Source organism: Actinomycetospora lemnae (assembly GCF_028737315.1).
Taxonomy (GTDB): Bacteria; Actinomycetota; Actinomycetes; order Mycobacteriales; family Pseudonocardiaceae; genus Actinomycetospora; species Actinomycetospora lemnae.
In genome coordinates, this window is the sequence record NZ_JAQZAO010000013.1 from 111,400 (window position 1) to 124,832 (window position 13,433).

Annotated in this window: 14 protein-coding genes; 9 read left to right on the plus strand and 5 right to left on the minus strand. The window is 74.6% G+C overall.

Annotation, left to right across the window (positions count from 1 at the left end; genetic code table 11):
* Positions 1 to 4: 4 nt before the first annotated feature.
* The 3 genes from PGB27_RS24690 to PGB27_RS24700 all read right to left on the minus strand — a co-directional run bounded on the left by PGB27_RS24690 (position 5) and on the right by PGB27_RS24700 (position 2,953).
* Positions 5 to 889 carry a fumarylacetoacetate hydrolase family protein gene (locus PGB27_RS24690; protein WP_274203089.1) on the minus strand — a complete coding sequence of 295 codons (885 nt, stop codon included), beginning with the start codon at positions 887 to 889 and terminating at the stop codon, positions 5 to 7.
* Positions 889 to 1,980, minus strand: coding sequence for a hypothetical protein (locus tag PGB27_RS24695; RefSeq protein ID WP_274203090.1), 1,092 nt, complete (start codon positions 1,978 to 1,980; stop codon positions 889 to 891). Before PGB27_RS24695 ends, PGB27_RS24690 begins: the two co-directional genes overlap by 1 nt.
* Positions 1,981 to 2,083: 103 nt before the next feature.
* The gene (locus PGB27_RS24700) at positions 2,084 to 2,953 is read right to left on the minus strand and encodes a LysR family transcriptional regulator (protein WP_274203091.1); all 870 of its coding nucleotides are present in this window, start codon (positions 2,951 to 2,953) and stop codon (positions 2,084 to 2,086) included.
* A 95-nt stretch (positions 2,954 to 3,048) separates the two neighbouring features.
* On the opposite strand from PGB27_RS24700, the gene PGB27_RS24705 reads away from it, so the two are divergent.
* The 3 genes from PGB27_RS24705 to PGB27_RS24715 are packed head-to-tail and all read left to right on the plus strand — an operon-like array spanning position 3,049 to position 5,637.
* A complete protein-coding gene (locus PGB27_RS24705) occupies positions 3,049 to 3,741 on the plus strand; it encodes an SDR family NAD(P)-dependent oxidoreductase (RefSeq protein ID WP_274203092.1) in 693 nt (230 codons plus the stop codon).
* Positions 3,738 to 4,805, plus strand: coding sequence for an S-adenosylmethionine:tRNA ribosyltransferase-isomerase (locus PGB27_RS24710; RefSeq protein WP_274203093.1), 1,068 nt, complete (start codon positions 3,738 to 3,740; stop codon positions 4,803 to 4,805). Before PGB27_RS24705 ends, PGB27_RS24710 begins: the two co-directional genes overlap by 4 nt.
* A 49-nt stretch (positions 4,806 to 4,854) precedes the next feature.
* On the plus strand, positions 4,855 to 5,637 hold the full coding sequence (locus tag PGB27_RS24715; protein ID WP_274203094.1) for a MerR family transcriptional regulator: 783 nt from the start codon (positions 4,855 to 4,857) through the stop codon (positions 5,635 to 5,637).
* On the opposite strand, the gene PGB27_RS24720 is transcribed toward PGB27_RS24715, so the two are convergent.
* Complete coding sequence (locus tag PGB27_RS24720; RefSeq protein ID WP_274203095.1) at positions 5,565 to 8,582, minus strand: BTAD domain-containing putative transcriptional regulator; 3,018 nt, start codon at positions 8,580 to 8,582, stop codon at positions 5,565 to 5,567. The genes PGB27_RS24715 and PGB27_RS24720 overlap by 73 nt on opposite strands.
* A gap of 146 nt (positions 8,583 to 8,728) precedes the next feature.
* Between PGB27_RS24720 and PGB27_RS24725 the strand changes: the two genes are divergently transcribed.
* The 6 genes from PGB27_RS24725 to PGB27_RS24750 all read left to right on the plus strand — a co-directional run bounded on the left by PGB27_RS24725 (position 8,729) and on the right by PGB27_RS24750 (position 12,293).
* The gene (locus tag PGB27_RS24725; protein ID WP_274203096.1) at positions 8,729 to 8,965 is read left to right on the plus strand and encodes a tautomerase family protein; all 237 of its coding nucleotides are present in this window, start codon (positions 8,729 to 8,731) and stop codon (positions 8,963 to 8,965) included.
* A 4-nt stretch (positions 8,966 to 8,969) separates the two neighbouring features.
* On the plus strand, positions 8,970 to 9,362 hold the full coding sequence (locus PGB27_RS24730) for a cupin domain-containing protein (protein WP_274203097.1): 393 nt from the start codon (positions 8,970 to 8,972) through the stop codon (positions 9,360 to 9,362).
* 119 nt (positions 9,363 to 9,481) lie between these two features.
* Positions 9,482 to 10,654, plus strand: coding sequence for a sensor histidine kinase (locus PGB27_RS24735; RefSeq protein WP_274203098.1), 1,173 nt, complete (start codon positions 9,482 to 9,484; stop codon positions 10,652 to 10,654).
* Positions 10,642 to 11,307, plus strand: a complete 666-nt coding sequence (locus tag PGB27_RS24740) for a response regulator (protein WP_274203099.1) — start codon at positions 10,642 to 10,644, stop codon at positions 11,305 to 11,307. The genes PGB27_RS24735 and PGB27_RS24740 overlap by 13 nt, the downstream gene beginning before the upstream one ends.
* An 84-nt stretch (positions 11,308 to 11,391) precedes the next feature.
* Positions 11,392 to 11,730 (plus strand): PE domain-containing protein, encoded by a 339-nt coding sequence (locus PGB27_RS24745; RefSeq protein ID WP_274203100.1) that lies wholly within the window; start codon positions 11,392 to 11,394, stop codon positions 11,728 to 11,730.
* Between the two features lie 17 nt (positions 11,731 to 11,747).
* On the plus strand, positions 11,748 to 12,293 hold the full coding sequence (locus PGB27_RS24750; protein ID WP_274203101.1) for a DUF3558 domain-containing protein: 546 nt from the start codon (positions 11,748 to 11,750) through the stop codon (positions 12,291 to 12,293).
* 36 nt (positions 12,294 to 12,329) lie between these two features.
* Here the strand turns inward: PGB27_RS24750 and PGB27_RS24755 are convergent, their stop codons facing one another.
* Positions 12,330 to 13,271, minus strand: a complete 942-nt coding sequence (locus tag PGB27_RS24755) for a zinc-binding dehydrogenase (protein ID WP_274203102.1) — start codon at positions 13,269 to 13,271, stop codon at positions 12,330 to 12,332.
* Positions 13,272 to 13,433 lie beyond the last annotated feature (162 nt).

Sequence of the window (13,433 nt, forward strand, 5' to 3'; positions counted from 1 at the left end):
CCTCTCAACGCAACGGGATCGGGGCGGCGCCGGGGACGATGGCGGCGTCGATCGCGCCGAGCCCCTCGGCCTCGAGGTGGACGCGGTCGCCGGGCTCCAGCCAGGGATAGGCGTCGCTGCCGTGGACCCGGGAGAGCTCGAGCAGGCAGCCGGTGCCGACCGTCCCCGAGCCGATGAGGTCGCCGGGCACGACCCGCGTGCCGCGGGAGGCGTAGGCGATCATCTGGGCGAAGCTCCAGTACAGGGCGTCGAGACGGCCGGCGCTGCACGGCCGGTCGTTCACCGACGCGGACATCGCCGCCGACGCCACCAGCTCGTCGGGCGTGACCATCCACGGCCCGCAGCTCGACGCGAAGTCCTTGCCCTTGGCCGGGCCGAGGTTGAGCTTCATCTCGGTGCCCTGCAGGTCCCGGGCGCTCCAGTCGCAGAACAGCACGTAGCCCGCGATGTGGTCGCCGGCCTCGTCGGGCGACAGGTCGCTGCCCTCGCGGCCGATCACCGCCGCGATCTCCAGCTCGTAGTCGAGCGCCCGGCTGCCCGGCGGGACCGCGACGTCGTCGTGCGGCCCGCGCAGCGACGCCGGGTTGGTGAAGTAGAAGCAGGGTTGCTCGTACCAGAGCGGGTCGACCTCCAGCCCGATCGCCGCGCTCGCCGTCACGACGTGCTCCTCGAACGCCATGAAGTCGCGGATCGAGGGCGGGCGGGGGATCGGGGCGAGCAGGGTGACCCCGTCGACGGCCTCGCCGACCTGCGCCGCGGCGTCGGTCAACCGACCGTCGGTGATCAGCTCGAGCAGCGACGACGCCCCCGGGACGGGGTGGAGGCGGTCGTCGCGCCACAGCCCGACCTGCTCGCCGCCGTCCCCGGCGCGGAAGGTGCTCCAGCGCATCAAGCGACCTCGGCGCGCAGCTGCTCGGCGGCAAGGGTCATCGACTCGAGCTTGGCACGGGCGAGCGGGCGCGGGAGGGAGAACATGCCGCAGTCGGTCGTGAGGTGGATGCGCTCGGCGGGCACGTGCTCGAGCGCCTTGCGGACGCCGGCGACGATGTGGTCGGGGGTCTCGACGACGAGGCGCTTGATGTCGATGCACCCGATGCCGAGACCCTTGTCGCTGGGGTAGCGCGACCAGAGGGCGAAGTCGTCGTCGGGGAAGCCGGTCTCGGCGAAGGCGTACTCGACGGCGTCGACCTGCAGGTCGTTCGCGACGAGCTCGTGGAAGCCGGCGTAGGGCGTGATGCCGATCTGCGCGCCGCTGCCGAGGTGGCAGATGTGGAACACGCGCAGGGCGTCGACGCCGTCGAGCGCGCGGTTCAGGGTCTCGACGACCAGCGGGTAGTCCTCCGGGGCGTGCAGCGTGAAGCCGACGTCGTCGAGCTGCAGGATCTCCACGCCCGCGGCGACGGCGTCCTTGAACTCGGCGTTGTAGGCGTCCGCGAGGTCGGCGTAGAGGGCCTTCTTGTCGTGGTAGTGGCGGTCGGTGAGCCAGCCGGCGAGGTTGGCCGGGCCCATGCCGCTGCAGAACTTCACGGTGCGCGGGCTCACGGCGCGCGCGGCGCTCCACAGGTCGGCGAGGTGCATCGTGCCGCGGCCGATCGGGCCGTCGACGGCGACCTCGTTCCACGTGTTGGCGAACGCCGCGGTGCCCTCCCGGCCCAGGGCCGTGACCATGTGGTTCGGCGCGGGCTCCACCGTGATGCCGTCGAGGTGGTAGCTCGGGTAGAGCAGGAACGAGGAGATGAAGCCCTCGTGGCGGTCGTACCAGAGGTGGCCGTCGGTGGGGAGGTCGAGACCGACGGCGACCTGGTCGCCGATCATCGCCCGCACGCCGTCGCTGAACGCCTCGGCGAAGTCGCCGCGGCGCAGGGCCACGCGGATGTCCTCGCCACCGAGGTCGAAGGTGTTCCACTTCGGGCGCGGGTAGGAGCCCACCGCGGTGGTCGGGAAGAGGTGGCCGAAGTGGTCGCTGAGCCGGCGGGGCATGGCGGGCCTCCACGTCGTCGAGGAGTCGTCGGGGTCGTGGCCCCACCGTGGCGGGCTCCCGGCGCCGGATCACGTGCCGAAACGGTTGCGATTGGGCCTTGACTCAGGTGACCGCGAGCAGGTCCGCGGCCTGCCGGAACGCGAGGGCCGTGCGCGAGTCGTCGTCGGGGCGCGTGGCCACCGAGACCTGGGCGTCCTCGCCCGCGAGCGGCACGAAGCAGACGTCGGGACGCGGGAAGTAGCGCTCGGCGAGCTCGCCGTGAACGCCGAGCATCCCCGACGTCGCCACGGCCGCCGGGATGGCGGCCGGGGTGCGCACGACCGGGCTGCGCCGCGACGCCTGCCCGGTGACGCCCGCCCACCGGCCGAGGCCCGGGTGGCGCCCGGACACGGCCACCCAGGGCCGGCCGTCCACGTCGCACTCGTCGAGGCGGTCGGCGTCGGCGAGCGGGGAGGAGGCGGGGACGACGGCGACGCGCGGGGTCGCGAACAGCCGGTCGAGGCGCACGCCGTCCACCGGTCCGACGTCGTGGATCAGGGCGACGTCGACGTCGCCGACCCGCACCGCCTCGTACTGCGTGTCCCAGTCCAGCTCGATGTGCACGAGCGTGCGCCCCGGCAGCTGGGCGGTGACGAGCTCGCGCAGCGCGGGCCACCGGTCGGCCGCCCCGAAGCCCAGGACGCCGACGCGCACGACGGCGTCGTCGGGTGCCGGCGGCGCGTCGCGGACGGCGGCGGCGAGGTCGTCGACGCGGGCCAGCACGTCGCGGGCCCGCTCGACCAGCCGGGTGCCCGCGGGCGTGAGGTCGACCCGCCGGCTGGTGCGGTCGAACAGGCGCGCGCCGACCTCCTTCTCCAGGGCGCGGACGTGCCGCCCGAAGGCCTGCGGCGCGATGTAGTGCCGCTCCGCCGCCTTCCGGAAGTGCCGCTCCTCCGCGAGCGTCACCACATAGCGGAGTTCTCGTATGTCCATGTGTGCGCCTCCGTCCCGGCGACGCTACTGCGCGGCGAGGGCGGGAGGAACCGCCGCTTGACCTGCAGCGTCGTTGAGGTCGCACCGTCGGTGGGGTGAACGAACACCGGCCCACGGCCCTCATCACCGGCGCCTCCCGCGGACTGGGTCGCGCCCTCACCGCCGACCTCGCCCGGGACGGCTGGCGGGTCGTCGTCGACGCCCGCCACGGCGACGCGCTCGCCGACGCCGTCGCCGGCCTGCCCGGCGTCGTCGACGTCCCCGGCGACGTCACCGACCCCGCGCACCGCACCGCCCTCGCGGAGGCCGCCGACGACCTCGGCGGCCTCGACGTCCTCGTCCTCAACGCGAGCCTGCTCGGGCCCAGCCCGCAGCCCGCGCTCGCCGACTACCCCCTCGACGTGCTCGAACAGGTGCTGCGCGTCAACGTCGTCGCGCCGCTCGGGCTGGTCCAGGCCCTGCGGTCGCTGCTGCGGCCCGGGGCGCGCATCCTCGCGATCACCTCGGACGCCGGGGCCGAGCCGATGGCGGGCTGGGGCGGCTACGGCACGTCGAAGGCGGCGCTGGAGTTCCTGTCCTCGGTCCTGGCCGTCGAGAACCCCCAGTGGCGCGTGCACGTCGTCGACCCCGGCGACATGCGCACCGTCATGCACCAGGAGGCCTTCCCGGGCGAGGACATCAGCGACCGCCCGGAGCCCGAGACCGTCGTCCCGGCCCTGCGCGCGCTCATCGACGGCGACCGGCCGAGCGGCCGGCACCGCGCCGCGGACCTGGTGGTGACGTCGTGAGCGTCGTCGACGGTCGAGCTCCGCGGCGCTCCGTCTCCGTCGTCCCCCTCACCCGCTTCGTCCTCCCCGCCGACGCCGAGGCGCACGAGCCCCCGGAGCACCGCGGGCTCGCGCGCGACGGGGTGCGGCTGCTCGTCGCGCGGCCCGGGGCCGTCGAGCACCGGCGGTTCGACGAGCTCGACAGCGTCCTCGACCCCGGCGACCTGCTCGTCGTCAACACCTCCGCGACGCTGCCGGCCGCGCTCGACGTCCGGCACCAGGACGGGCGGGCGATGACGCTGCACGTCGCGACGGCGCTCGACGACGGCGACTGGGTCGTCGAACCGCGCCGCCCCGACGGGCCCGAGACCGACGTGGCCGTGGGCGACCGGATCGGCCCGCCCGGGCTCGTCCTCACGCTCGTCGCGCCCTACCCCGACGAGCACGCACCGCGGCGGCTGTGGCGGGCGCGGCCGTGGCCGCCGGTCGGGCTCGCGGGCTACCTCGCGACGTACGGCCGGCCCATCGCCTACGGGCACCTCGCCGGCCGGTTCCCGCTGGCCGACCACCAGACCGTCTACGCCACCGTGCCGGGCAGCGCGGAGATGCCGAGCGCGGGGCGGCCGCTGTCGGAGCGCCTGCTCGTGCGGCTGATGGCGCGCGGGATCACGGTGGCGCCGCTGGTGCTGCACGCCGGGGTCTCGAGTCCCGAGAAGCACGAGCCGCCGACGCCCGAGCGCTTCGTGGTGCCGGCGGCGACGGCCCGGTTGGTGAACTCGGCGCGTGAGGCCGGGTCGCGGGTCGTCGCGGTCGGGACGACGGTCGTGCGAGCGCTCGAGACCGTGGCCGCGCCCGACGGGACCGTGTCCCCGGGACGCGGGTGGACCGATCTCGTCCTCGGCGCCGACCGCCCCGCCCGCACCGTCACGGGGCTGATCTCCGGGCTGCACGAGCCGGAGGCGAGCCACCTGGCGTTGCTTGAAGCTGTCGCGGGCCCGGCGCTGGTCGGGCGGGCGTACGCGGCGGCGGTCGCGGCGCGCTACCTGTGGCACGAGTTCGGCGACTCGACGCTCCTGCTGCCCTAGCGTGGATCGTGCTTGACCCTCACGCGACGAGAGGCTCCACGGTGGTCCCATGACCGAGACGGCAGCGGGGACGACCACCACCTGGACGGTGGGACAGGTCGCCGAGCGCTCCGGGGTGACGGTGCGGACCCTGCACCACTACGACGAGATCGGGCTCCTGCGCCCAAGCCGTCGCAGTGCAGCGGGGTACCGGCTCTACACCCCGGACGACCTCGTGCGGCTGCAGCACGTCGTCGTCTACCGGCGGCTCGGGTTCGCGCTCGAGGAGGTCGCGGTCCTCCTCGACGACCCCGAGGCCGACGTCGCCGCGCACCTGCGTCGGCAGCGGGCCGAGGTCATGTCCCGGCTGGACGAGCTGACCGAGCTCGTCACGGCCATCGACCGAGCCCTGGAGGCAGAGGTGTCCGGAATCCAGCTCACGCCCGAGGAGCAGCGCGAGCTGTTCGGTGAGGGCTTCAAGGAGGAGTACCAGCAGGAGGCGCAGGAGCGCTGGGGCGACACGGAGGCGTGGCGGCAGTCCCAGAGGCGCACGGCGGGCTACACGAAGGCCGACTGGCAGGCGATGAAGGCCGAGATGGACGAGGTCAACGCCCGGTTCGTCGCGGCCCTGCAGGCCGGCGAGCCCGCCGACGGCGAGCGCGCGATGGACGTGGCCGAGGCCCATCGGCAGCACATCAGCCGGTGGTTCTACGACTGCCCGCCGGAGATGCACGCCTGCATCTCCGACATGTATGTCTCCGACCCGCGGTTCACGAAGACCTACGAGGACCTCGCGCCCGGGCTGGCGCCGTACGTCCGCGACGCCGTGCACGCCAACACGGCCCGGTCCTGACGCCTCCCCGCGTCGAGGCGTTCGAGCGTCAACCGGACGACCTCGGCATCGGGCAGCGCCCCGCCGCGCGCCACCACGGCGTCGAACCCGGGCAGCCGGTCCCGCAGCACGTCGACCATCTCCTGGATGTCGGCGGCGTCGGCGGGCTCGAAGGGCAGGGCTGTGGTGGCACCCGCGGCCTGGATCGCCCCGTGCAGCAGGGCCGCGAGCTCGTCCTCGCCGAGCGCGACGAAGACGCCGAAGAGGTGACGCAGCGAGAGCCACTGGTTCGCCCAGTCCCCGCCGCGGAACCAGGTGTCGACGACGTCGCGGAACCCGACGACGGCAGCGTCCAGCTCGCCACGCTTCGCCCGCACCGAGAGCTCCTCGGTGCGGGCGAACGCGTGCAGCCATCGGTGGTCGACCGACGCGGCGAGCTCCGCGCTCTCCTGCAGCAGCGCGACGGCCCGATCGGGGTCGGTGCGCTCCCGGGCGAGCCCTTCGGCGTAGTCGGCCATCGCGAGCGCGGTCGGGTTGCCACACCGGACCGCGGCACGCCGGGCCGCGGCCGCCGCTCCCAGCGCTCCGGCGCCGCCGGTACTCGTCCGCGCCACGGAGGACATGTAGGACGCGTGCGCGATCAGGCCGTCGACGCCCGTCGCCTCCGCCGCCGCGACCATCCGGTCCATCGCCCGCACCGCTGCGTCGGGGTACCCGAGGTAGAACAGCGCGTTGCCGGCGACGCGTTCGGCCAGCCCGAGGGTCGGCACGCCGAGGCGTCCGGCCGCCTCCTCGGCCTCCTGGGCCTGCTCGACGGCTTCGGCGAGGGCGCCGCGGACGAAGCTGCCGTACCCCACGACCGCCCGGACGACGGCGTAGAGCGGCCGTCCCGGCGCGCCCGGCACCGCCGACGCGGCCGCCGCCCAGCGGAACACCTCCCCGCGCAGGGTGCGGATGCCGAACTCGCGGACCGCGGCGACCAGACCCATCGCCGTGTCGAGATCGGCGGTGCTCGTCCCGTCGGCGGCGAGGGCGAGGCTGCGACGGACCGCCTCCCGCAGGTCCTCGAGGTCGCGCTCGAAGGAGCGGACGCCGTCGACCTCGCGGGCTCCGTGGAGCTCCTCGGCCGCCGCGCGCGCCGAGCGCAGGTAGGACGCCGCGTGCGCCCGCCGCCACACGGCCGTGTCGCCGTGCTCCTCGAGCCGGGCCCGGCCGAACGCGCGCAGCGTCTCCAGCAGCCTGTAGCGCATGCGACCGGCGGACTCGGTCGCGACCACCATCGACTTGTCGACCAGCCCGGCCAGCACGACGGCGACGTCGCCGCGGTCGAGGACTCTGCCGGCGCACACGTCCTCCACGCGCGGCAGGTCGAACGCGCCCGCGAACACCGACAGGCGGGCGAACAGCTCCTGCTCCGCGTCCGTGAGCAGGTCGTAGGACCAGGTCACGACGTCGACGAGCGCGTGGTGGCGCGGGTCCCGCCCGCGGATGCCTGCCAGCAGCCGGAACCGTTCGTCCAGCCGGTCGGCGAGGTCCGCGCAGGTCAAGGAGCGCACCCGGGCGGCCGCGAGCTCGAGGGCCAGCGGCACCCCGTCCAGCCGCCGGCAGATCTCGGCCACCTCGCGGCGGTTGGACTCGTCGACGACGAAGCCGGGCCGTGCCGCGCAGGCGCGCACGGCGAACAGGGCGACGCTCGAGCTGTCGCGCAGCTCGGTGAGCGTCACCTCGCTCGACGCCGGGACCGGCAGCGGCGGGAGCGACCACGTGATCTCCCCGGGCAGGCCGACCGGTTCCCGGCTGGTGGCCAGCACCCGCATCGTCGGGCAGTGCCGCAGCACCCGGCCGACCAGCGGGGCGACGCCGTCGAGGACGTGCTCGCAGTTGTCGAGCACCAGCAGCAGCGATCGTCCGGCGAGCACGTCGACGATTGAGTCCTCCAGCGAGCGCTCCGGGCGACGTTGCAGCTCGAGAGCACCGGCGACGGCCCCGGTGACCGAGCTCGACCCGTGCACCGGCGCCAGCTCGACGACCCGGACGCCGTCCGCCGTGCCCGTCGTCGCGGCGAGCTCGAGGGCGAGGCGGGTCTTGCCGACGCCACCCGGCCCGGTGATCGTGACCAACCGGCCGTCGGCGAGGAGCCCGCGGACGAGGGCGAGCTGGTCGTCACGGCCCAGGAGCTCGTCGTGCCGCGGCGACACCGGCGCTGTTGGGGCCGTGGCGGGAGCGTCGTGGACGAGGCCCTCGCGCTCGGTGAGGATGTCGCGTTCCAGGGCCCGGATCGCGGGCGACGGGTCGAGTCCCAGCTCGTCGCGCAGCATGCGACGTAGCTCCTGGGCCCGGCGCAGCGCCTCGGCCTGGCGCCCGCTGCGCGCGAGAGCGGTCATCAGCTGGGCCCAGAACCGCTCCCGCAGGGCGTGCTCGTCGACCAGCGCCTCGAGCATCCCGACGACCCCGCGGTGCTCCCCGCACGCCAGCCGGGCGTCGACGGCGAGCTCCTGGGCCACCGTCCGCAGCTCGTCGAGCCGCGCGGCCTCGGTACGGACGGCCTCCTCAGCGGAGAACTCGACGAACGCCGGCCCGCGCCATTCGGCCAGCGCGGCCTCGGCCTCGTCCCGAGCGCCCCGCGGATCGGTCGCCAGCAGGGCCTGGGCACGGGCGAGCCCGGCCTCGAAGCGCGCGGCGTCGACGGCGTCGTCAGGAGCGGTGAGGCGGTAACCCGGCGCGCAGGTCTCCACCCGCGGCCCGCCCGGCGTGTCATCGAGGACCCGGCGCAGCCGCGAGACGTGGGTCTGCACCGTGGCCAGCGCGGTCGACGGCGGCGACGACCCCCAGAGCGCATCGGCGAGCCGGTCGAGCGGCACCACCCGGCCGCGGTGGGCGAGCAGCACGCCGAGCAGCAGCCGCGGCTTCGCCCCGCCGACGGCCACGACCGTGCCGCCGCGGACCACCTCGACAGGCCCCAGCACACGGCACTCCACCCTGCTGATGGTGACGTAGCGCGACACCTCACCGAAGACTCGTCAGCCGATCGATACGGGTTTGTCAGGGAGGTCGGTGACCCTTCGTGTCACAGCGGTCGGGACCCCGGCCCGAGGGACCGAGGAGGAACGCCATGCCGTTCGTGGAGATCAAGGTGATCGACGGAGTGTTCGACACCGAGGAGAAGGCCGAGATGGTCAGGGCCGTCACCGAGGCGATGATCGGCGTCGAGGGCGAGGCCATGCGCGGGGCCACCTGGGTGACCGTCCAGGACGTCGCCAGCGGCGAGTGGGGCATCGGCGGCAAGCTCATGACCGCCGAGGACATCAAGGCCCTGCGCGGGCAGACCGCGACGACCGGCGCACGGTGACGTCGTGCGTATCCGCCGAGAGGACCTGTCGGTCATCATGGACGTGCCGGGCGCGACGGCTCGGCAGATCAGCGGATTCGGCGACGTCTCGGGATACGGGTCGCTCGCCGCCGAGTGGTTCTCGCTGGGTGCGGGCACCGACATCGCCCCGCTGCTCCAGGGGCTGCCGTCCAACAGCTGCCACGCCCCGCACTGGGGCTACCTGATGTCGGGCGAGGTGGTCGTCACCTACGCCGACGGGGCCACCGAGACGATCCACGGCGGCGACCTCTTCTACTGGCCGCCCGGGCACTCGGTCCGCGTCGAGCGCGACGCGGAGATCATCCTGTTCAGTCCCGCGCAGGAGCACAACACCGTGATCGACCACATGAAGACGGTGCTGGCGGGCGCGGGCTGACGCGCTCGCCGCCACCGGTCGGCCCGGGTCCGTTCGGCGGTCCCGGGCGGCCGATGGTCGACGTCGGCTCGACTTCGGTCGGATGTGGGGGCCGTGCCCGCCCACCTACTCTCCGCGACATGGACGAGGAGGCACCGGCTGATCGGTACGCGAGACGGTGGGACGCGCTGTCGGTGCTGCTCGTCGTCGCCGTCCTCGGCGGACTGACGCTGGTCAGCCGGTCCGACACCGGGGCCTCGTTCGCGTCGATCGTCGCCGACGGTGGCGTCGTCCTCGCCGCCTGCGTGCTGGTGCCGGTGCTGATCCGCTGGCCCGTGCCCGGAGCGCTGGCCATGGCCGCGCTGGCCGCGGTGTCCCCCGCGGGGACGCCGGCGGCGTCGATCGCCGTGCTCAGGGTGGCGTCGCAGCGGCCGTTGCCGGTCGCGGTCGGGGTGGCGGCGGCCAGCGCGGTCGCCCACGCACTCCTGGGGATCCTGCGCCCGATCCCGGGCCTGCCCTACGGCTGGTTCCTCGTGATCGACGCGGCGGTGCACGCCGCGCTCGTCGCCTGGGGTGCGCTGATCCGGCTCCGACACGTCGCGCGCTGCGAGCGGGAGCGGCGCGCCGAGGAGGAGCAGGCGGAGCGCGTCGCCGCTGCCCGCCGGCAGGAGCGCACGATGATCGCGCGCGAGATGCACGACGTCCTCGGGCACCGGCTCTCGCTGGTCGCCGCGTCCGCCGGGGCGCTCGAGTACCGGCCCGACGCGCCCGCGGAGCAGATCGCCCACGCAGCCGGAGTCGTGCGCGCCGGGGTGCACCAGGCGCTGGAGGAGCTGCGGGAGGTCATCGGGGTGCTGCGCGCCGACGACCTGGTCGGCAGCGCCGGGGGCTCCGGCGGGTCCGGCAGCTCGGACGGGGAGGCTCGGCCGCAGCCGACGCTCGCGGGGCTGCCAGCGCTGGTCGGCGAGTCCCGGGACGCCGGGCTCGCCGTCGAGCTCGACGACCGCACCGAGGGCACGCCACCGGAGACCCTCGGCCGCACCGCCTACCGCATCGTCCAGGAGGGGCTGACGAACGCGCGCCGCCACGCCGCAGGGTTGCCGGTGCGCGTGGTCGTCGAGGGGGAGGCGGGCGAGGCGCTGCGGGTCGAGCTCCGCAACCGGCTGCCGTCCGGGCCGTCGACCTCCGACCGTCGCGGCACCGGCCTCGTCGGCCTCGCCGAGCGCGCCGCGTCGGTGGGCGGGCGCCTCGACCACGGCACGACCGCCGACGGCGACTTCCGCCTCGCGGCCGAACTACCGTGGCCGCCGTGAGCTCGCCGGACGAGATCCGTGTGCTCGTCGTCGACGACGACGCCCTCGTGCGCGGGGCGCTGACGATGATGCTCGACGGCGCCGACGGTCTCCGCGTGGTGGGCGAGGCCGCGGACGGCGACGAGGTGCCCGCCCTCGTCGACGCCCACGCCCCGCACGTCGTGCTCATGGACCTCCGCATGTCGCGCGTCGGCGGGCTGGCGGCGACGAAGCGGCTGCGGGAGCGCTCCGACCCGCCCGAGGTCCTCGTGCTCACGACCTTCGACAGCGACGAGAACGTCCTGCACGCCCTGCGCGCGGGCGCGAGCGGGTTCCTGCTCAAGGACACGGCGCCCGCGCAGATCGTCGAGGCCGTGCACCGCGTCGCGGCCGGCGACCCGATGCTGTCGCCGACCGTCACCCGCCGCCTCATGGACCGGGCCGGCGCCGACGAGACCAGCCGCGAGCGGGCGCGCGCGGCCCTGCGCCGGCTGAGCGAGCGCGAGCACGACGTGGCGGTGGCGATCGCGCGCGGCCGGTCGAACGCCGAGATCGCGTCCGAGGCGTACATGAGCCTGTCGACGGTCAAGGCGCACGTGTCCCACGTGCTGGCGAAGCTCGACCTCGAGAACCGCACGCAGATCGCGCTCCTGGTCCACGACGCGGAGCGGTGAGCGCGAGGTTGGCGGAACCGCACCCGGCATGGCGCGGTGATCGCTAGCGTGGGGGCCGTCGGCGAGGTGGAGGAGGGACGGCTCATGACCCAGCCCCTGCCCGTGGGTGGCGGGGCCTTCACCGTCGACATCACCCGGGCGCCCGAGGCGATCCGGGAGTTGGAACAGGCTCGGGGTGAGCTGGAGAGCATCAAGAAGGCCGCTCGTCTCCTCGCTCACATCGATCCGCCGGCCAACGATCAGGTGTCCATCGACGCCGCGAGGGTGCTGGGGCTGAAAGCATCTGAGGGCCCTGGCTCCTTGGCTGTCGCCCTCGAGCAGGGCATCGACGAGATCTCGAGATTGATCGAGCAGTTGCGGGTCGGCTTTGAGATGTATCAGCAGGCTGAGGCGGAGGCCGAGTCGCGATACCGCCGCTCATGATCCGGACAAGTGCGCTGGTGGGCCTGGTCGTGCTCCTCGCAGCGTGTGCGACCCAGCAGGCCCCGCCGCCGGCGCCGCCTGATCCACGATTCGGCGCTCCCACCGTGGCCGCGCCTCGCGATGTGCGTTCATTCGGCAATGACCCGTGTACGGGGCCGCTGACGGCGCCCGACTGGGACACCATGGGAATCTCATCGATCGGGGTCGCCGAGACGGCACCGACCGGCGATCGCTGGTGCGTTCGCCGCGGTTCGACGGGCGATCGCTCGGTGTCGCTCACGGTCGTTGCTGCTCGGGACGTGCTCGTCGATACGTATCGCGTACGCCAGTTCCCGCTGTTCCGAGAGGTGGTCATCGGCGGGCTGCCGGCGGCGGTCGAGCAAAGCTCTCCGGATTCCGTGTCCTGCTCGGTCACGGTCGGGACCGCCCAGGACCAGGGCTTCATCGTCGATTATTCGGAGTACGAGTTCCGCCCCGACGGGCGGCCTGACGACCCGTGCGGCCGGGCCCAGCGAGTGGCCGAGCGGGTCGTCGCCGCCCTCCCCCCGCTCCCCGCCAAGTAGCACCGGCTTCCCGAGGACACGGGTCGCCACCCCCGCCTACGGCACCAGCAGCGTCTTCCCCACCGTCGTCCGGGCGGCGATGGCGGCGTGGGCGTCGGCGGCCCGGGACAGCGGGAAGGTCTGGCCGATCACCGGGCGGTACCGACCCGCGGCGGCCTCGGCCAGCGTCCTCTCGACGGCGGCGCGGCGGGTGGCGCGGTCGAGGCGGGGGAGGTCGGTCAGCCCGATCACGGTGATCCGGCGGCGGGCGGCCTGGTCGGGATCCGGGGACGCGAACTCCCCGCCCGCGGTCCCGTAGGAGACGAAGCGGCCGCCGTCGGCGACCAGCCCGGACGCCGCCCGGCCCAGCGCGCCACCGGCGCCGTCGAGCACCGCGTCGACCGGGGCCACCGACCCCGTCCACGACGCCTCGCCGTAGTCGACGACCTCCGCCGCGCCGAGCGTCCGCAGCAGCGACGTCTTCGCCTCCCCGCGCGCGGCCGCGACGACCTGCACGCCCCGGCGCACCAGCTCCTGCACCAGCAGCACCCCCGCGCCGCCGGCCGCCGCGGCCACGAGCACGCGGGAAGGCGTCCCGACGGCGTCGAGCAGCGACTGCAGCGTCGGGCCGTCGTGCAGCAGTGCCACCGCCTGCTGGTCGGTCAGCGCGCCGGGCACCGGGATCAGCTCGGACTCCGCCACGACGGCCCGCTGCGCGTAGCCGCCGACCGGGATCTCCGCGCCGCCGACGTCCTGCTTGGTGTCGGCGACGACCCGCCGTCCCGCGGCCCGCCCGACGACCCCGCTGCCGGGCACGTACGGCGGGCGGACGGGGAAGAAGTCCTCGCCCCAGCCCGAGCGCAGTAGCGTGTCCAGGAACATCACGTCGGACGCCGTCACCTCGATCACCGCCTCGCCCGGTCCGGGCGTCGGGTCCGCGACGGTCGCGGACCGCAGCACCTCGGGTCCGCCGAATCTGTCCACCTGCACCACGTCCATGCCGCGAGCGTCGAGGCTGGACGAAGGTCGAGGTCAAGCGACGAGGTCGAGCGACACGGGTGCCCGGGACGCGGGAGCGTCGGACTGCTCGTCTAGCGTCGGCGGCACCGGTGATCGGCCGGGCGACCGGCCGGGGAACGGGCGAGCCAGGGGGAGGTGCGG